Source organism: uncultured Maribacter sp., from assembly GCF_963977385.1.
Taxonomy (GTDB): domain Bacteria; phylum Bacteroidota; class Bacteroidia; order Flavobacteriales; family Flavobacteriaceae; genus Maribacter.
In genome coordinates this window covers 12,479-33,130 of record NZ_CAXBOU010000031.1, presented here as the reverse complement: position 1 = coordinate 33,130, position 20,652 = coordinate 12,479, and the positions used below count along the sequence as shown (strand labels likewise).

General features: G+C 34.8%; 16 protein-coding genes and 1 pseudogene. 7 read left to right on the top strand and 10 right to left on the bottom strand.

Features of this window, described 5'->3' with window-relative positions:
* The 6 genes and pseudogenes from AAC084_RS20910 to rpsL form a co-directional block, all read right to left on the bottom strand.
* Positions 1-92, bottom strand: a pseudogene (locus tag AAC084_RS20910) (50S ribosomal protein L4); the annotation flags it as partial.
* Positions 92-715: a 50S ribosomal protein L3 gene (rplC, locus tag AAC084_RS20905; protein ID WP_339842238.1), complete on the bottom strand. Its 624-nt coding sequence runs from the start codon at positions 713-715 to the stop codon at positions 92-94. The pseudogene AAC084_RS20910 and the gene rplC, both read right to left, overlap by 1 nt.
* A 143-nt stretch (positions 716-858) precedes the next feature.
* The gene (gene rpsJ / locus AAC084_RS20900; protein ID WP_007094989.1) at positions 859-1,164 is read right to left on the bottom strand and encodes a 30S ribosomal protein S10; all 306 of its coding nucleotides are present in this window, start codon (positions 1,162-1,164) and stop codon (positions 859-861) included.
* 9 nt (positions 1,165-1,173) lie between these two features.
* A complete protein-coding gene (fusA, locus tag AAC084_RS20895; protein ID WP_339842237.1) occupies positions 1,174-3,306 on the bottom strand; it encodes an elongation factor G in 2,133 nt (710 codons plus the stop codon).
* 6 nt (positions 3,307-3,312) lie between these two features.
* A complete protein-coding gene (rpsG, locus tag AAC084_RS20890; RefSeq protein ID WP_079510383.1) occupies positions 3,313-3,789 on the bottom strand; it encodes a 30S ribosomal protein S7 in 477 nt (158 codons plus the stop codon).
* Between the two features lie 23 nt (positions 3,790-3,812).
* Positions 3,813-4,187, bottom strand: coding sequence for a 30S ribosomal protein S12 (gene rpsL / locus AAC084_RS20885; RefSeq protein WP_036152127.1), 375 nt, complete (start codon positions 4,185-4,187; stop codon positions 3,813-3,815).
* Positions 4,188-4,587: 400 nt separating this feature from the next.
* Between rpsL and AAC084_RS20880 the strand changes: the two genes are divergently transcribed.
* From AAC084_RS20880 to rlmB, 6 genes are all read left to right on the top strand, one after another.
* Positions 4,588-7,830 carry a SusC/RagA family TonB-linked outer membrane protein gene (locus AAC084_RS20880; protein WP_339842236.1) on the top strand — a complete coding sequence of 1,081 codons (3,243 nt, stop codon included), beginning with the start codon at positions 4,588-4,590 and terminating at the stop codon, positions 7,828-7,830.
* A 30-nt stretch (positions 7,831-7,860) separates the two neighbouring features.
* Positions 7,861-9,537: a SusD/RagB family nutrient-binding outer membrane lipoprotein gene (locus AAC084_RS20875; RefSeq protein ID WP_339842235.1), complete on the top strand. Its 1,677-nt coding sequence runs from the start codon at positions 7,861-7,863 to the stop codon at positions 9,535-9,537.
* Positions 9,538-9,548: 11 nt separating this feature from the next.
* Entirely contained in the window at positions 9,549-10,418 is an 870-nt protein-coding gene (locus AAC084_RS20870) for a hypothetical protein (RefSeq protein WP_339842234.1), read from the top strand.
* 86 nt (positions 10,419-10,504) lie between these two features.
* Positions 10,505-13,870 carry an FG-GAP-like repeat-containing protein gene (locus AAC084_RS20865; protein WP_339842233.1) on the top strand — a complete coding sequence of 1,122 codons (3,366 nt, stop codon included), beginning with the start codon at positions 10,505-10,507 and terminating at the stop codon, positions 13,868-13,870.
* 62 nt (positions 13,871-13,932) lie between these two features.
* Positions 13,933-14,679, top strand: a complete 747-nt coding sequence (locus AAC084_RS20860; protein WP_339842232.1) for a hypothetical protein — start codon at positions 13,933-13,935, stop codon at positions 14,677-14,679.
* A gap of 65 nt (positions 14,680-14,744) precedes the next feature.
* The gene (gene rlmB, locus AAC084_RS20855) at positions 14,745-15,479 is read left to right on the top strand and encodes a 23S rRNA (guanosine(2251)-2'-O)-methyltransferase RlmB (protein WP_339842231.1); all 735 of its coding nucleotides are present in this window, start codon (positions 14,745-14,747) and stop codon (positions 15,477-15,479) included.
* A gap of 4 nt (positions 15,480-15,483) precedes the next feature.
* Here the strand turns inward: rlmB and AAC084_RS20850 are convergent, their stop codons facing one another.
* Entirely contained in the window at positions 15,484-16,230 is a 747-nt protein-coding gene (locus AAC084_RS20850) for a rhomboid family intramembrane serine protease (protein WP_339842230.1), read from the bottom strand.
* Between the two features lie 140 nt (positions 16,231-16,370).
* On the opposite strand from AAC084_RS20850, the gene AAC084_RS20845 reads away from it, so the two are divergent.
* Positions 16,371-17,648 (top strand): replication-associated recombination protein A, encoded by a 1,278-nt coding sequence (locus AAC084_RS20845; RefSeq protein WP_339842229.1) that lies wholly within the window; start codon positions 16,371-16,373, stop codon positions 17,646-17,648.
* Here the strand turns inward: AAC084_RS20845 and AAC084_RS20840 are convergent.
* The 3 genes from AAC084_RS20840 to AAC084_RS20830 all read right to left on the bottom strand — a co-directional run bounded on the left by AAC084_RS20840 (position 17,645) and on the right by AAC084_RS20830 (position 20,612).
* On the bottom strand, positions 17,645-18,547 hold the full coding sequence (locus tag AAC084_RS20840; RefSeq protein ID WP_339842228.1) for a hypothetical protein: 903 nt from the start codon (positions 18,545-18,547) through the stop codon (positions 17,645-17,647). The genes AAC084_RS20845 and AAC084_RS20840 overlap by 4 nt on opposite strands.
* Positions 18,548-18,624: 77 nt before the next feature.
* Positions 18,625-20,070: a DUF5723 family protein gene (locus AAC084_RS20835; protein ID WP_339842227.1), complete on the bottom strand. Its 1,446-nt coding sequence runs from the start codon at positions 20,068-20,070 to the stop codon at positions 18,625-18,627.
* Complete coding sequence (locus AAC084_RS20830; RefSeq protein WP_339842226.1) at positions 20,067-20,612, bottom strand: hypothetical protein; 546 nt, start codon at positions 20,610-20,612, stop codon at positions 20,067-20,069. The genes AAC084_RS20835 and AAC084_RS20830 overlap by 4 nt, the downstream gene beginning before the upstream one ends.
* Positions 20,613-20,652: the final 40 nt, after the last annotated feature.

The window sequence follows — 20,652 nt, the reverse complement described above, 5'->3', positions numbered from 1 at the left end:
TGATCATTAGGCTCTATAGCGAAAACATCATCAGAAAGGTTTGCCTTTCTACCTGTGTCTTTTCCTTTAATATCTAAAACTGCTATTTTCATTACATCCACCTTTGTATAGTTACATAAGCATTCTTATGGCCCGGAACACAACCTTTTACTACTAAAAGATTTTTTTCTGGAACTACTTTTAAAACTTTCAGGTTCTGAACCGTAACACGATCCGACCCCATTCTACCAGCCATTTTCATACCTTTAAAAACTCTTGCAGGATATGAAGCAGCACCTATAGAACCAGGAGCTCTAAGTCTGTTATGCTGACCATGAGTCGCTTGACCAACCCCGGCAAAACCGTGACGCTTTACAACACCTTGAAAACCTTTACCCTTAGATGTACCAATTACATCTACGAATTCACCTTCAACAAAAACGTCAACACCAACGGTGTCACCTAATTTAAATTCACCTTCAAAATCTTGAAATTCAACGACTTTTTTCTTAGGAGAAGCACCTGCTTTTTTAAAATGGCCTAATTCAGCCTTATTAGCACGACTTTCTGCCTTGTCATCGAAACCAAGTTGAAGGGCACTGTACCCGTCGACCTCTTCGGTTCTGACTTGGGTAACTACACATGGTCCAGCCTGTATAACGGTACATGGAATATTCTTTCCATTCTCGTCAAAAATACTGGTCATGCCTACTTTCTTTCCTATTAACCCAGACATATTTAATTATATTAATTATTACTTATTAAATTCTTTTCAAAAAAATAGGGTCAAAATAATTTAACCCTAAATTATTTTTTCCATTTTTCCCTCGCACGCAGCTTAGGACATGTAGCCTATTCCAAAAAGGAACAGACCATAAATTATACCTTAATCTCTACTTCTACACCACTTGGAAGTTCTAACTTCATAAGTGCATCAATAGTTTTAGAAGAAGAACTATATATATCCAACAATCTCTTATACGAACTTAATTGGAATTGTTCTCTAGATTTTTTATTCACGTGAGGTGAACGCAAAACCGTAAATATCTTTTTATGTGTTGGCAAAGGAATTGGTCCTGTAACTACAGCACCGGTTGTCTTTACCGTTTTTACAATCTTTTCAGCAGATTTGTCTACCAAATTATGATCGTAGGATTTTAGTTTTATTCTGATTTTTTGACTCATGTCCTAAATTTATGCTGTTATTCCTTTTGCTGCTTTAATAACTTCTTCTGAAATATTAGAAGGAGTTTCTGCATAATGTGAAAATTCCATTGTTGAAGTTGCACGACCCGAAGACAAAGTTCTAAGGGAAGTAACATAACCGAACATTTCTGATAACGGAACAGTACCTTTTACAACTTTAGCACCTGCTCTATCACTCATATCGCCTATAGTACCTCTTCTTCTGTTTAAATCTCCAACGATATCTCCCATGTTTTCTTCTGGGGTAATAACTTCTAACTTCATTATTGGCTCCATTATTACAGCACCAGCAGCTTTACCTGCAGCTTTGTAACCCATTTTGGCTGCCAATTCAAAAGAAATTGCATCAGAATCCACTGCGTGAAAAGAACCATCCTTAAGAACAACTTTCATTGTATCCATTTCATAACCAGCCAAAGGTCCATTTTGCATAGCAGCATTAAAACCTTTTTCAATCGACGGTATAAATTCTTTAGGAATACGACCACCTTTAATTTGATCTACGAACTGAAGTCCTTCTCCTTCAAAATCTTCATCAGCAGGACCCATTTCAAATACAATATCACCAAATTTACCACGACCACCAGATTGCTTTTTATAAGTCTCTCTATGTGCAGCAGTTTTCGTTAATGCTTCTTTGTACTCTACTTGAGGTTCACCTTGGTTTACTTCAACCTTAAATTCTCTTCTTAAACGATCTACAATAATATCTAAGTGCAGCTCACCCATTCCAGAAATAATAGTCTGTCCTGAAGCTTCATCAGTTTTTACTTGAAAAGTTGGATCTTCTTCAGCTAATTTAGATAAAGCCATACCCAATTTATCAACATCTGCTTTAGTTTTTGGCTCAACAGCAATACCAATTACAGGTTCAGGAAAGTTCATGCTTTCCAAAACAATAGGATGCTTTTCATCAGACATAGTATCACCAGTCTTGATATCCTTAAACCCAACAGCAGCTCCAATATCACCTGCCTCGATATAATCGATGGCATTTTGCTTATTAGAATGCATTTGATAAATACGTGAAATACGTTCTTTCTTACCTGAACGGTTATTCAATATATATGAACCCGCATCTAAACGACCAGAATAGGTTCTGAAAAATGCTAATCTACCTACAAATGGATCAGTTGCAATTTTAAAAGCTAATGCTGAAAAAGGCTCTTTTACACTAGGCTTACGTCTTTCGATCGCACCTGTATCAGGGTTCGTACCTTCAATCGCTTCCTTATCCATTGGAGAAGGCAAATATCTACAAACAGCATCCAATAAAAACTGAACACCTTTATTCTTAAACGAAGAACCACAAATCATAGGAATGATTGCACGATCCATAACAGCAGCTCTTAAAGCAGCATGCACTTCATCTTCAGTAATAGAGTCTTCATCTTCGAAGAATTTCTCCATTAATTCCTCATCATACTCAGCAACCGCTTCTATTAAGGCAGCTCTATACTCCCTTACTTCAGCCTTCATTTCCTCAGGTATATCAATAACATCAAAAGTAGCACCAAAGCCCTCTTCATGCCATACAATAGCTCTGTTCTTTGCTAAATCAACAATTCCTCTAAAGTCAGATTCATCACCAATTGGCAAAACAATAGGCACCGCATTTGAACCAAGCATCTCTTTAACTTGCTTACAAACCATAAGAAAGTTAGAACCTTGACGATCCATCTTGTTTACAAATCCAATTCTTGGTACTTTATAATTATCAGCTAATCTCCAGTTAGTTTCCGATTGCGGCTCAACACCATCAACAGCACTAAACAAAAAGACCAAACCATCTAAAACACGTAAAGAACGATTTACCTCTACGGTAAAATCAACGTGTCCTGGGGTATCAATAATGTTAAAATGATAATCCATTGCCTCAGCAGTTGGCTCACTATTTTCTTTAGGAAACTTCCATTCACATGTAGTAGCAGCAGAAGTAATTGTAATACCTCTTTCCTGCTCCTGCTCCATCCAGTCCATAGTGGCAGCACCATCATGAACTTCACCTATTTTATGACTAACTCCCGTATAAAAAAGAATACGCTCAGTAGTTGTGGTTTTACCAGCATCGATATGAGCTGCAATCCCTATATTTCTTGTATATCTTAAATCTCTTGCCATTTCCGATTAGAATCTAAAGTGAGAGAATGCTTTGTTTGCTTCAGCCATTTTGTGCGTATCAGTTCTTTTCTTAACTGCTGCACCTTCTTCTTTAGCCGCTGCTAAAATCTCCCCTGCTAGTTTTTGAGACATACCTTTTTCATTACGCTTTCTAGCATAACTAATCAACCACTTCATAGCAGTAGATATTTTTCTGTCTGGTCTAATTTGCATTGGAATCTGGAACGTAGCTCCACCAACTCTTCTACTTCTAACTTCTACGTGAGGCATAACATTACTTAATGCATCCTTCCATAGCTCTAAAGCCGTTTTCTCATCATCAGTTTTTTTAGCATCTACGATATCTATTGCATCATAAAATACACTAAAAGCAACTGATTTCTTACCATCCCACATCATCATATTAACGAAACGCGTCACTAATTGATCATGAAACCTTGGATCTGGTAAAAGTGGTCTTTTCTTTGCCTGTCTTTTTCTCATTACTTCCTTTTAAACAAGTTTAATTACTTCTTAGGTCTTTTTGCACCATATTTTGATCTACGTTGTGTTCTACCGGCCACACCTGCTGTGTCCAATGCACCACGTACAATATGATACCTAACCCCTGGTAAATCTTTAACTCTTCCGCCTCTTACTAATACTATCGAGTGCTCTTGTAGATTGTGACCTTCTCCTGGAATGTAAGCGTTAACTTCCTTACCATTTGTCAACCTAACCCTTGCTACTTTTCTCATAGCTGAGTTTGGTTTCTTTGGCGTTGTAGTATAAACACGTGTACAAACACCCCTTCTTTGAGGACACGAATCCAAAGCAGCCGATTTACTCTTCTTAGTAATCGTCTCTCTTCCTATTCGTACTAATTGTGATATTGTTGGCATACTATAATAATATATAAAAATTACCCCTACTTTAAGGGTCGGCAAATGTAGTGATATTTCAGTATAAATCAAATCTTGTTCGATTTATTTTCATTTTTTTTAATTACACCTCTCTTTCACTTATAAGAAGGTAATACCACGTCTACTACATTTACTACGATATTCAAAGCATATTTGAATAATTTTAATATTAAAGTAAACGCAATTTTTTTACAATTTTTTTGCAAAATTATGAATGTGACAAAAAAACACCTGTTATATTATTTACCTTTAAATACACATGGTGTTTAATCTGTAACTTCCAATTTTATAACACCTTCTTAAAGTTTTATTAAAATTCCCTTGCATTATTAACAGTTTATTATGAAGTTTGTCGTTAGCTAATTCAAATAATTTAAAAATGAGAACAAAACTAAATGGATTGTTAACGCTACTTTTAGCGTTAGTTGTGCATATTTCTTTTGCACAACAAAAAACAGTATCCGGTACGGTTACTGATCAAGGAGGGCTTCCTTTGCCCGGGGTTAACATTGTAGTTGAAGGTACCACTACAGGTACTCAAACAGATTTTGATGGTAACTATTCCATTATGGCCGCACAAGGCGAAACATTATTATTTACTTACATCGGTCAGAAAGCCGTAAGAAAATCGGTAGGTGCCGGTAGTACAGTAAGTGTGCAAATGGAAGAAGATGCACAAGCGCTGGAAGAAGTGGTTGTAACCGCTCAAGGTATTAAGCGTGAGAAGAAAGCTTTAGGTTATGCAGTATCATCTGTAGACGAAAAAGATTTAGAATCTCGTTCAGAGGGTGACGTTGCCCGTGTATTATCAGGCAAAGCATCTGGTGTACAGATTACTGCCGCTGGTGGTATGTCTGGATCTGCAACTAACGTTGTAGTTAGGGGCTTAAGTTCCTTTAGTGGAAGTAACCAAGCTCTTTTCGTTGTTGATGGTGTTCCTTTTAGTAGTGATACTAATGCACAAGATACAAATGGTGGAGGTTCTAACTTCTTAACAGGTAACACTGGTTCTTCTAGATTTTTAGATTTAGATCCAAACAACATCGCAAAAATTGAAGTATTAAAAGGTCTTGCAGCAGCAACTCTTTATGGTTCTCAAGGTAAAAACGGTGTTATTCTTATTACTACTAAAGCAGGTTCTGCTGTAGGTGGAAAAAAGAAAACAGAAATTACTGTTAATCAATCTTACTTCGTTAATGAATTTGCTTCATTACCTGATTATCAAGATGAATACGGTAATGGTTTTGACCAAGCTTTCGGTTGGTTCTTTAGTAACTGGGGTCCTAGCTTTGAAGAAAGCGGTCTTTCTGGTTGGGGAAGACAATCTTCTATTGATGCTAATGGCACATTAGAACACCCTTACAGTACTACTGCAATAGCAGCTACAAGAGAAGCATTTCCTGAGTTTCAGGGTGCTAGATATGACTGGAAACCTTACAATTCTGTAGAAGAATACTTTAAGCCTGGTTCAGTAAGTTCAACTTCTGTAAACATTAACGGAGCTTCTGAAGATGGTAATACAACTTTCAATGCTAACTTCGGTTATTTAGATGATGAGTCTTTTATTCCTGGTAACGGATTAACAAGAGCTAACGTATCTATCGGTGGTAGATCTAAATTATCTAACAGATTTACAGTTGCTGGAGCAATGAACTACTCTAGAACTGATTATAGCTCACCTCCAATTGCAGCGAGTGAAGGTAACGGTACTACTGGTCTTTCAATTTTTGGTAACATTTACTTTACACCAAGAAGTGTTGACTTATTAGGTTTACCTTACCAAAACCCAATTGACGGTTCTAGTGTTTACTATAGAAATGGTAACGATATCATTAATCCACGTTGGACTGCTAATAATGCACAGTACTCTCAGTTAACTACTCGTGTTTTTTGGAATGCATCGATGCAATATGACATTAATGATAATCTTAACATGACTTATAGAGCTGGTTTAGATTATTATAATGAAAGAAACGAACAATATTCTAACAAGGGTGGTGTTCAATTTACAAGTGCCATATTTGGTTTCTTAAATACTTATGATAACAATAATACTATTTGGGATCACTATTTAGCCTTAAATGGTAATTATGATTTATCAGAAAAATTAGGAATGACATTTAACGTAGGTGCTACTTCTAGGTCTACTACATTTGATCAACAAGGTGTTGCTAGTACAGGTCAGATTGTATTTGATATACAAAGACACTTTAATTATGCTAACCAATCTCCTATTCAGTATAGTGAGAGAAGAAACATTGCTGGTATATTAGGTCAAGTTACCTTAGATTATGACAACATGTTATTCTTAACAGGATCTACTAGAACGGATTGGGTTTCTAATCTTATTACAGAGAACAATAGCCAAACATACCCAAGTATAAGTGGATCTTTCTTACCAACTGCTGCTTGGCCTGGTATAAAATCTCAAAATGGACTTAACTTTTTAAAGTTAAGAGCTGGTTTAGGACAGTCTGCAACATTCCCAACAGCTTACCCAACAGTAAGTGTTGTTGAGCAGAATACACAAGTTTACGGTGATGATGGTGGTGTAACAACAAACCAAGTTGCCGGGTTTAAAGCAAATCCAGATTTGAAGCCAGAAGTACTTTCTGAATTTGAAGTTGGTTTTGAATCTAAATTCATAGACAATAGAGTTTCATTAGATTTCACTTATTTCGATAGAACAACTAAAGATCTTATCGTAAGAGAACCTCTTTCTCCTTCAACTGGTTTTACTTTCACACAAAGTAATGTTGGTAAAATAGAAGGTGATGGTATTGAAATTGATTTAGGTGTAGATTGGTTTAGAAGTGATGACAGAAGTGGATTTAACTGGAACACAAGAGCAAATTTTACTAAAAACCAATTTACTGTAACAGAACAAGAGCAAGACATCATTATTTATGCTGGTAGTTCAACATTGTCTGTTGGTGGTAACGCTGCAATAAAAGGTGAGCAATTAGGTGTAATTGTAGGTGATGCAATTGCAAGAGATGCTGAGGGTAATTTCTTAATTGATGATGGTGGTGATTATGTTACTACAGAAGTTGATGCTAATGGAAATGTACCAATTATTGGTAATCCCAACCCTGACTTTATAATGAACGTAATTAACTCTTTTTCTTATAAAAATTGGAATTTAGGTTTTCAGATTAGTCATATTAAAGGTGGTGATATTGTTTCTAACACTATTGGTACTTTATTAGGTAGAGGTTTAATTACTGAAACTTTAGATAGAGAGAACACATATATTCTTCCAGGAGTTTCTCAAAGTACTGGTGAAGTAAACAATAAGCAGATCAACAACTCTACTTACTACTTCAACAATATTTTATTCGGACCAACAGAATTAAAAGTTTATGATGCTTCTGTAGTTCGTTTACAAGAACTTTCTTTAGGCTATACTTTCCCTGCTAAATCATTAGAAAGAACTCCTTTTGGATCATTGACAATTACTGCTCAAGGTTTCAACTTATGGTATGATGCTTACAATACGCCAAAAGGTGCAAACTTTGACCCAAACATTCAAGGTGCCGGTGTTGGTAACTCTCAAGGTTTTGACTTTATTAACGGTCCTAGTTCTAGAAGATATGGAATTAGTATTAAAGCAACCTTTTAAAAATTGCTAATCTTAATTAATAGAAATATTATGAAAAAAATAATTAAATATATAACCGTTGTTTTTACCGCAGGAGTGCTATTAAACTCTTGTGAGACAACAGACCTAGATCTTAGGACAAGCCCTAACGATTTGGCAGCTGATCAAGCAGACCCGAATTTGCTATTGAATTCAATTCAATTGGCCTATGTAGCCAACATGTACGAGTTAAATGATGTAGGTTCTGAGTTAACCAGAATTGATTACATGCTTGGACGTAACTATTTTAACACATATCCTGGTAACACATTTGATGATGTTTGGGAGCGTCTTTATAGTAGTACTGATGGTAATAATGATGTCTTCACATCGACTGTTGATTTGGGAATGTTTCCAAACGTAGCAAACCTTCAAGTTATTGACGAAGGAACAGACACTGATTTTTCTTTCCATGTTGCAGTTGGTCAAACTTTAAAAGCTCATATGCTTTTATTATTTACTGACTACCTTGGAAAAGCAACTCTTAGTGAAGCTGGTAACCCTGTAGATTTTCCTGCTCCATTATTAGATGATGGTCAAGCAATTTACACAGGTGCATTAGCATTATTAGATGAAGCAGAAGCTTTATTTGCAGCAGGTCCTGCTGCACAAGGTGCAACAGATTTTTTCTATGGTGGAGATACTGATCAATGGATTAAATTAATTAATACCATTAAATTAAAAGCCGCTGTAACTACTGGTGATGTTAGCACATTTAATTCTATCATTGCTGCTGATAATTACATTTCTGATTCTGGTGATGATTTCCAATTTCAATATGGATCAAGAGATTTACAACCAGACACACGTCATCCTGATTATCAAGATGATTACACTCCAAGTGGTGCCAACATTTACCAATCTAACTGGTTAATGAATAATATGTTAGTAAAAAATGACCCTAGAATTAGATATTATTTCTATCGTCAAGTTGACGCTACACCAGGTGCTGCAGGAGAGCCAGCAAGTGAAGAAGACTTAGCGTGTTCTTTAGCAATAGCTCCAGCACACTATGATGGATTTGTTTATTGCTCTGTACCTAATGGATATTGGGGAAGATCTCATGGAAACAATGAAGGTACTCCTCCCGATGGTTTCCTTAGAACAGCTGTAGGTGTTTATCCTGCTGCAGGTCGTTTTGATGACAATAGTTTTGACGGAGTTGGTCTTGGTCTTGGTGGCGGAGGTGCAGGTATAGAGCCTATCATCTTAGCTTCATATGTTGATTTCTGGCAAGCTGAATTAGCTAGCTCTCCTGCTGCTAAAGCTGCATTTTTAAAATCAGCAATGACAAAATCAATAGAAAAAGTACAAGGTTTTGGATCATTGGATGCTTCTGCTAATACTTCTTTCGCTCCTTCTGAGACAGAGATAACAACATACATCGATGGTATCGTTGCTGATTTTGAAGCTGCTTCTGGTGATGATCAAACAAATATTTTGTCTGAACAATATTGGATCGCACTTTACGGTGGTGGTGTTGAAGCTTTTAACTATTATAGAAGAACAGGCTTCCCTACAACTTTAGCTCCTAACTGGGAACTAAACCCAGGGTCTTTTCCAAGATCATTCTTGTACCCTCAAACAGAGGTTATTACAAACTCGAATGTTTCTCAGAAATCTGATTTATCAACTCAAGTATTTTGGGATACTAATCCAGCCGGACCAGCTTTCCCATCTGCTAACTAAAAATTAAGAAAATGAAAATAAACAATAAAATACTAGGCGCTATTATAGGTGTTTCTTCACTACTAATAACATCATGTGATGATGATGGAGGTAAAGTAATTGATCAAGTATTTGCTGAAACTACCAGAGGTGCCGTTTTAAGAACAATTGAATCAGGCGGTGTATTTGACCGTTTTGATACCACTACTTCTTTTGGCTTCACTTTTGAAGAGCAAGATTATGAAGATGGAGGTTTATTAGAGAAAGTAGATTTATACATTAGCTTTGAAGACAATTCAGCAGGCAATGGTGATTCTACTGTAGATGAGATCTTGATTGAGACTTTTCTCCCATCTGACTTTACAGATGGTGAATTTGGATTACCAAGAGCAAGTTATGACACTACTTTAGCAAATGCTTTGTCTTTATTAGGCTTGGTTGAAGGCGAATTCGACGGTGGTGATGAAATTCAATATCGTTTAATCTTGACATTAACCGACGGAAGAACCTTTACTAATGATGATAGTACAGGTACTATTACAGGTTCATTCTTTAATGCTCCGTATTTCTACAATCCAGTTATTAAATGTATTCCACCTGTACCAGTTGCAGGTGATTATACTATCGAATTAGTAGATAGTTATGGTGACGGATGGAATGGAGCTTCTATTGATGTTGTTATTGATGGTGAAGCATCTTCATATACAATTGAAGACGGTAGCGCAGGTACAGCAACATTCACTGTGCCAGAAGGAACTGCAGAATTTACATTAGAATTTGTTTCTGGTGCTTTTGATTCTGAGGTAACTTATGAAATTACTGCTCCAACAGGTGAGACTGCAATTTCTGATGGACCTAGTCCTGCAGTAGGACCTATCACTTTGAATATCTGCAATGGATAGTCTTAGTAATATTTAAATTATTCAATAGCTGCCCTCTTAATTTAGGGCAGCTATTTTGTTTATACTAATTTTTAATACCCCCCTATATGCTAAATCTTTTCCACATAAATAGAGATTCAAGATTGATAACAGGTTTTATACTTGTATCAATTACTCTATCATGTTCAAATCAAAAAAAAGATTCTTCAGAACAAATAGCATATAATCAAACTACAAATACTAAAATCTTCGAAAGTATTTCAAGTGAAACAAGTAACATCGTATTTAGCAATGACCTTAAAGAAAATGTAGAAACCTATGATAATGTATTTAATTTCGACTACTTCTACAATGGTGCAGGTGTAGCCGTAGAAGACATTAACAACGATGGACTACTGGATATTATCTTTTCAGGAAACCAAGTTGAAAACAAGCTCTATCTCAACAAAGGTGATTTCAAATTTGAAGATATTTCCAAATCGTCAGGTATTAATACTGGGAAAAAATGGAGTAATGGTGTAACCTTCGTTGACATTAACAATGATGGTTGGCAAGACATCTATATCTCTCAAGGTGGACCAAACAATAGAAGTAACAGAAACAATCTTCTATTCATAAACAATCATGACTTGACTTTTACCGAAAAAGCACAGGAACTAGGATTAGATGATCCAGGCATTTCCACTCAATCAGCATTTTTTGATTATGACAAAGACGGTGATCTTGATTGCATAGTCATGAATGAGAACGAGTTGTATGGCTTAGACCCAATTTCACTACTTAAAACGGTAAACACATCAGATGAAACCAGATACTTTAATAGTAGTCATTTCTATAAAAACGTTAATGGCAAATTTATAGATGCTACAAAAGAAGTAGGTATAGAAAATCCAATTTTCGGTTTAGGTTTATGCGTCTCTGACATCAATGAAGATGGCTACCTAGATATCTATATTTCCAGTGATTATTATTTACCCGACGCTATTTATTTAAATAACCAGAACGGCAGTTTTAAAAACTCCGTAAAAGATTTAACACAGCATATTTCATTTTATGGTATGGGCTTAGATATTGCCGATATCAATAATGACAAACTACAAGATATATTCGTCTTAGATATGGCCTCTAATGACCATTATAGAGCAAAGACACTAATGGCATCTATGAGTACCGCTAAGTTTGATTACTTAACAAAGACTGCAGGTTTCCAATACCAGTATATGTTTAACTCACTTCAACTTAATCTAGGAAAGGACCACTACTCTAATATTGCCCAATTAACTACAATGTCAAGCTCAGATTGGAGCTGGTCTGTATTACTGTCCGATTATAATAATGATGGACTAAAGGATGTTTTCATTACCAATGGTTATCGTAAATATGCTTTAGACAATGATTTTCAAAATAAAGTATATAAAACTAAAGTAAAATATAAAGGCAATATACCTAACAACATAAAACAGCAACTATATGATGAAATGCCTTCTGAAAGTCTTAGTAACCTCATGTACAAAAATGAAGGAAATCTAAACTTTAAAGAAATAGGAAATGATTGGGGACTAGAAGAGTTGACATTTAGCAATGGTGCCGCTCAGGGAGATTTTGACAATGACGGAGATTTAGATTTGATAATTAACAATATAGATCAAAAAGCCATTTTATATAGAAACAAAACAGTAGAAAACAATTTAGGTCATTTTCTAAAAGTAAATGCAAAAGGAAATACTTCAGAATCTTACGCAAAAGTCACTATCTCACACGATAATAATAAACAATACCAAGAAATTAAGAGAGTAAGAGGTTATATGTCATCTCAAGAAAATTCTGCCCATTTTGGCATAGGAGCTTCTACCGTTATAGATACTGTAAAAATTCAATGGCCGAGTGGAAAGGTATCCTACAAATACAATGTAAAAGCCAACACTTCTTTAACCTTTATAGAGAAGGAAGCTACTTTATCAGAACATTCTTCCTTGATAGCTAACAATTCTTATTTTGAGACTAAAGAACAACAGGTGTTCAACATTAACTATACGCATAAAGAAACTATGTATGACGATTTTGAACAAGAGATTCTCCTGCCATACAAACAATCTAATACAGGTCCATTCATGGCTAAAGGAGATATTAATGGTGACGGAAAAGAAGATTTATATATTGGAGGAGGTTCAGGACAATCAGGAACTTTATACATACAAACAGAAACTGGTTTTGCTAACCACACACCCAAATCTTTTGAAATGGATAAAGGCAAAGAAGATGCTGAATCTGTATTCTTTGATTTTGACAATGATAATGACCTAGATCTTTATGTAGTAAGTGGTGGAAACGAATATGGTGAAAGTTCATCGTATTATGTGGATAGATTATACATAAACGATGGTAACGGGGAGTTTACAAAATTAGATACTCCCGTTTTACAATCATTTCCTAAAAGTGGCAAATCTGTAACGATAATTGATTTTGATAAAGATGGTGACAATGATGTATTGGTAGGAAACAGAATTATACCACATAATTACCCAAAATTCAGTGCTTCAATTCTATATGAAAACGATAATGGTATATTAAAGAATGTCACTGGAAGCATAGTGCCAGAACTTGAAACTTTTGGATTGATAAACAGCATAATCACTACAGATTTCAACAATGACGGATGGCAAGATTTCATTGCTGTTGGTGAATGGACTCCAATAGGTATGTTCCAAAACAAAAATGGAAAATTTCAACGTATCAATATTGATGACAATGCTTTGAACAGCAAAGGTTGGTGGTTTAAAGTAAAAGAAACAGATGTGAACAATGACGGCAACAAGGATTATTTGGTAGGTAATGTCGGTAGAAATATAAAGTTTACAGCTACCGAGGATAAACCGTTTAAAATATTTGCAAATGATTTTGATAACAACGGAATTAATGATGTTGTTCTAAGTAAGAAATACCATGAAACATATGTGCCGGTAAGAGGCAGAGAATGTTCATCTCAACAAATGCCTTTTATCAAAGATAAATTTTCTTCTTATAACGATTTTGCCCATGCTAGTATGGAAGATATATATGGAGAAAAGTTAAAAGATTCATATACTAGAGAGGTTACAGAATTTAATTCAATACTTCTTTTAAATAAAGGAAATAACAATTTCAAAAAAATTGTTTTGCCAAATGATTGTCAACTATTTCCAACGTTGGCAATAACGCTTTTAGATTTAAATAATGATGGATTTGAAGATTGTGTAATTTCTGGTAACATTTATGAAACCGAAGTAGAAACACCCAGACTAGATGCTATTTCTGGTCTTGCATTAATTTCTAATGGAATAGATGGATATAACGCCGCAACGATCGAAAAAACAGGACTCTATCTAAAAGGAAATGTAAAAAGTACGGAATCCATAAAATTCAATGATCAAACATTACTTGTTGCTGGTTTTAACAATAATAAACTAAAAACTTTCGAATTAACAAAAAATTAAACATACTGAAGATAAGAGGTTTGAAATAATTATTTAAATTATACCTCTTAAACAACCACACGATGAAAAAAATACTAATGTTCGCTATTACAGCTATCGCAAGCACAACGCTACAAGCTCAATATTCTGGACAAATACCAACAAATTTAGGTGGCGCAAGCCAAAATGCAGCAGCCGGGGCCGTAATTTCAAACTTCTTAGGTCCAGTTAATGAAGCTTACCAAAAAAGACGAGAAATTGATTTAGATAAATTTCAAGGTTCGCCTTATACTTCAAATATTTTTATACCAACAATGCTTAAGTATAATGACGAAGTAGTTGGATCTATTTATTATAGATATAATGCATTAAACGAAGAAGTTGAAATCAAAAAAACTTCTTCTGAAGAAGAAGTGTACCAAGCACTGGTAAAAGACAAAGAAATAAGTTTAATAGTTAATGGTAAACCTTTAAGTTTTAAAACCTTTATTACGGAAAAAAAAGCCACTACAAATGGCTATTTAACGCTAATACAAAAAGGGGAACAATATGATTTGTATGAAAGAACTCATGTAAAATTTACTGAAGGTCAACCAGCACAGAATTCTTTTATTGCAGCAGTACCGAGTAGGTTCTCTAAATTTACTGAATATTACTTTCAAAAAGACGGAGTAAATAGAATTGACCAAATTCCACAAAAAAACAAAAAACTAATAAAACTAGTAGATGATTCTGAAAAAGAAGCATTGAAAATTTTTCTAAAAGAAAACAATTTAAATATTAAGTCTGAAACAGATTTAATGCAAGTTTTTGACTATTTAAATAGCTAAGAATTAAAAATTAAGAATGTGAACCGCCCAACAATAGTTGGGCGGTTTTTATTTACCTTTGCCCCATGGAAAAAACCACTCAGATTTACGGCTTAAGAGCCATTATAGAAGCTGTTAATTCAAATGAAGAGATAGATAAGGTATTTCTGCAAAAAGGTCTTAAGGGTGACCTCATGAAAGAATTAGAAGGTTTATTGCGTCGCAACGAAATCAACTTGGTCTATGTACCAATTGAAAAGTTGAATAGATTAACAAAAAGTAATCACCAAGGAGCGGTTGCAAACATCTCTCCTATTGCATTTCATTCTCTTGAAGATTTAGTGGAGAAGGCTAACGAAAAAGAAGGACCAGCTTTATTTCTGTTGTTAGACCAACTATCAGATGTACGTAATTTCGGTGCAATTATTAGAACTGCGGAATGCACGGGTGTAGACGGGATTATTGTTCAAAAGAAGGGAGCTGCCCCTGTAACTGCAGACACTATAAAAACTTCAGCTGGCGCCGCATATAAAGTACCAATTGCAAAAGTGGATCATTTAAAAGATGCCGTATTCTACCTGCAGGCCTCAGGAATTAAAATAGTATCTGCGACGGAAAAAACTAATGATTCGGTGTATGATGTATCCTTTACAGATTCTATTGCTATAGTTATGGGTGCTGAAGATCGTGGTATAACTCCGTCCATTTTAAAGGCTTCAGATTACCGAGCTAAATTACCTTTACTTGGTGAAATTGAATCACTTAACGTATCTGTAGCATGTGCAGTCTTTTTATACGAAGCAGTTCGTCAACGTATGTAAAACGTTATTCTTTGTCATTATTTTGATTTGTAGACTTGTAGATATAGTTCACTCTTAATTCATCATTTTCATTCATTTCATCATCTGTGGTTAATTCTCTGAAATTTCCCTCCTCATCAAAATGTCTTAAAAATAAATCGTCTTCCTCTTTAAAATCATCCTTTTCCCAATCATACTTTTTTGGTTTAGGAATACTGGCTTTTATAAACCTTGCAAGAAACAATCCAGCTAAAAAACCAGCTAAATGACCTTCCCAAGAAATTCCTTCTTCAACAGGAAAAATATACCAAAGCAAGCTTCCATAAATAAAAACCACAATTAAAGAAAGTGCTATTAACCTATAGTAGGAACTAAAAACCCCTTTGAAAAATATAAAACTCGCTAGTACATAAATAAGTCCGCTTGCCCCTATATGATAAGAAGTACGGCCAATCACCCATGTTAAAAACCCTGATATTAAAATACCATACAGCACTACTTTCCAAGCGACATCTCTATAAAAATACCATAATGCCATAAGTAGAATACCTAAGGGAATTGTATTATTATATAAATGTTCTAAAGACCCATGAATAAATGGGCTTAAAAGAACGCCCTTTATGCCTGAGACTGTTCTAGGCATTACACCCATTTCATTGAAATTTACACCCAAAGCGAGTTCTACCCAATACACTAGCCAAATAATAATCATCGCCAATAGCGGAATTACTACTACTTTATTCGAAAACTTAAAATGTCCCATTTCTGACATGAGCTTCTTTTAGAATTGAATTTTACAATTATGTGACCAAAATATTCAAATTGGTCATATTGTCACACTATCTCTTGTTAAGTTATAGATTGACGCACTTAGAATTACCTTCTCTTTTGAGATTATCATACTTTTGTATTATGAATGAACCTTTAGCCGAACGCGTACGGCCTAAAACATTAGATGAGTATATTAGTCAACATCACTTAGTAGGTGAGAAAGGCTCTTTAACACATCAAATTAAGAAAGGTATAATTCCTTCTCTTATTCTTTGGGGACCTCCAGGTACGGGCAAAACTACTTTAGCCAACATTATAGCTCAAGAGAGTAAACGCCCGTTTTACGTACTTAGTGCTATTAACAGCGGTGTTAAAGATATTCGTGAAGTAATAGACAAGGCGAAACAGTCTGGAGGATTATTTACTTCGAAAAATCCTATTTTATTTATTGATGAGATACACAGATTCAGTAAATCTCAACAAGATTCGTTATTAGGTGCAGTAGAAAAAGGATGGGTAACTTTAATTGGTGCAACAACCGAAAACCCCAGTTTTGAAGTAATACCGGCATTATTATCTCGTTGCCAAGTATATGTATTGAATGCCTTTGGGAAAGAAGATTTAGAAAATCTGATTACCAGAGCGATGGATAAGGATCGTTTTCTGAAATCTAAAAACATCGAACTCAAAGAAACCGAAGCCTTACTTCGTTTATCTGGGGGAGATGGAAGGAAATTATTGAATATATTCGAACTGGTCGTTAACTCTGAAGAAAGTGATAAGGTCATTATCACCAATGAATTAGTACTTTCTAAAGTTCAGAAAAATACAGTTTTGTATGACAAAACCGGTGAACAGCATTATGATATAATATCTGCTTTTATAAAATCTATACGTGGTAGTGACCCTAATGGTGCTGTTTATTGGCTAGCTAGAATGATAGAAGGCGGTGAAGATGTAAAATTTATTGCAAGGAGAATGCTTATTTCGGCCTCTGAAGATATAGGATTAGCAAACCCTACGGCATTAGTCATGGCAAATACAACTTTTCAGGCGGTAACTACTATCGGTTATCCTGAAGCGCGTCTTGTTCTTAGCCAATGTGCTATTTATTTAGCGACTTCTGCAAAAAGTAATGCCAGTTATATGGCGATAGGCAAAGCACAACAAGCAGTAAAACAGACCGGAAATTTACCAGTACCATTGGCTTTAAGAAATGCACCAACTAAGTTAATGAAAGAGTTAGGATACGGACAAGAATATAAATACGCACATAATTACCAAAACAATTTTGTGGATGCAGAATTTCTGCCCGATGAACTCACAGGTACTTCTTTTTATAAACCCGGTAATAATGCACGTGAAAAAGCCCTGAGTGAATTCTTAAAGAATAGATGGAAAGAAAAATATGATTTTTAGAATTTTATATTCAATTCTTCCTGAACTAAATTATCATTTTCATAGTATTCGAAAATCCAGCTACCGTCTTTCTTATATACCATTCCGTTCTTTGTATCGGTCTTGGCCATAAAGACATTATCGGCAGAACTCTTTAATAAATTCATTCTAACTTTAGGAGTACTATCTACCAATTGAAAACCATTATCAGTTGCCTGTGCATACCAAATATCTTTGGCTATCGACTTCTTAATCTCTAATTTCTTAAAAGCTGGGACTTCCTTTTCAGCTTTTTTAATTTTTGAATCAACGGGAGTATTATCTTTATAGTATTGCTTTGTTTCTGTAGCTACTTCAGTAACTATTTCTGAATCTTTAGACTTTACTTCTTCTTTAGCTGATTCTATGCTAGCCATTTTATCCGCTTTTTCACCTTCCAGTTCTTTAACATCGTTTTTAAAACTTACCGTAATAGGTTCGTTCTTTTTACTCTTACCATTATAAGCATAGTTAGTACCATTAAAAGAACGCATCGCTTCTCTTATTGCCTCACTATACGCTTCTTTATATTGTTTCTCTTTACTGATACCCTGCATTGAAGTGAATACAGTTTTATCATTACAATCTTTTAATACTATGGTAGTCTTTGTAGTAAACAAACTACTATCATCTTGCAATTCAGCCAAAAGACCCAAACATCGATTTGAATTCAATTCGTTAGGTAAGGCATCGTCATAAATGGCATTAAATCCTTTTCCATTAAAAAGATGTTTAATTAAAGTACTTGATTGGTGTTCGTTCGTATTCTTAAAAGATTCAAACTTTTTTGGAATGATAATATATTCATAATCATTCAAAACGGTTTGAGAATATACCGTATAACCTATACATATGAACAGTATTGCAATTACATTTTTCAAAGCTCCTTAAATTTTAAATTCATGGTAATATATGAAAAAAGCATGCCAAAAAAATAAAATCGTATAAAGAAGGTAGACTACTTCTTTCGTCCCCAAGATATAATATTCATTCCTAGCTGAAATGAAGCATAGTTTGTTGCAGCTATATTCTTATATGAAAGCAAATTATCAGCCATTACGTAAAAGTTTACAGGCCCTGCTTGTAGGTTCATACCTAGACCTACATTAGAATAGCTAAATTTATCTACCGTATATGTTCCTTTTAGTGCTAGAAAATTGCCTAACCTACGAGTATAAAAACCGGTAAGTGCAATTTGCGGACCTCTAGGCCTATTAATCATATATAACTGACCGCCTATTGAATTTCTATATTTTGTACGAAGTTCACTACCACCAGAAGACCCTGCTGTACAATCACAATCTAATTGTCCACCTCCATTATCTACAGGCTCGCCAAAATCATTTCTAATAGATGCATATAGTTTTGTTGGCCTAAAAGTGACATAACTATTCGTGTCAGTTTCAAAGGGTACTAAACTTTCGACCTCATCTACTAAATCTTGCCAAAAATCTCTGTTCAAACTTGCAAAATTTTCTAAAATATCAATCTCTATTCCCTCAACGGTTGCTTTTCCGTTTAAGCTATAACTTTTAGCATCGTTACTATGATATATAAAACCTAAATCTAGAACACTACCCGTTATTGTTGTTCTTTCGTTTAAATGGTATGTAAAACCAACATCAATACCCAAACCTAAATCACCACCAAAAAAAGCTCTTTTTACAAATTGGCCTGCAGCCGTATCTGAATCACTTGCTTCATCTAAAGCTTGAAAACCAGAAGTGCGCAACATTAAATCAGCATCTAACGTTGTTGCTATTCTATTATTTTGACCTTCCGTATTTACCAAATAACCCTTATTCGACGTTGAGCTATAATCTACAATACCAGAATAAATTTTTCCTCTAGCGCCTACCGTTAAATTTCTGTCTACCTTTTTATTAATTCCGAAATGAAACACATTTACCATCGAACCTCTTGACTTTAAGTCACCTAGGTCAAATTCTCTATTTAATTGGTCTGCATTACCATCAAAAACTAAATAAGCATAATCTTGTGGCCAAAAGGTGATATTGTCTATTTCCAAATAACCTCCGAACGAATAAAATACACTAGGGTCATTACTTCTAAATCCTCCATTAAAATATTCTAATTGCACGGTAGAACTAAATTCGTCACTTGGTTTTAAAACATCTAAAGCTCTCTCTCTAACTTTTATATTAATATCAATACCATCATTTGCGAAAATATCATTTATAGCTATTCCATTAGAACCAACATAGCCAGAAACACCTGATAATAATGGTACACCAACGAACCATTTAAAATCTGTTTCCATCCCAGGATTTAATAAAAGGGATTGAGGAATCTCATTAAAATCATAGAGTATTTGCTTATTCTGGGAAAAAACACCCATGGTTAGCATTAAACTACCAAGTAGTAAGCAGTAGCTTGACCTCATTTTAAATCTAGTGTAAATTTAGCACTAGAACGTAGCACAATTGCAGGATCCGAAAGAGTTGAGGTGCTAAAACCATCTCCTAAATTAGTGGCAATTAATCTTATATTTGAAGTGTTTTTAATGATATCGAGACTTTTGCCAGTTGGCCCATAAGAAACATCTCTTATTAGAATAGAAGTAGGTTCTGCGTCCATTCTAAATTCTTCTGTATCTAAAATGTTTTCATCCACATCAAGAAACTCAAGACTTATTTCTATCGGCTTGCTTGTCGTATTTTCAAGTTCATAACTTAGCACACCTGAAAGCACCCGATCTGCAAAAAAAGGTTCTTCAAAGGCATCAAAATTAAATTCTTGAGTAAAAAAACTGAGTCCCGAAACCCTATTTATCAGGCTTTCTTGAGCTTTAACATAGAAAACACTTGTCTCATAAGTAGGTGTAATCTCTAAATCATCTAACTGATCAAAATCTTGTTGTTCAGAACAAGATAATATCATTAGAAGGCCAAAAATTACCGTCACTAAATTACGAAAGCCTTTCATTTCTATTTATAGATTATACTTAACAGGGCTGAACCCTGTA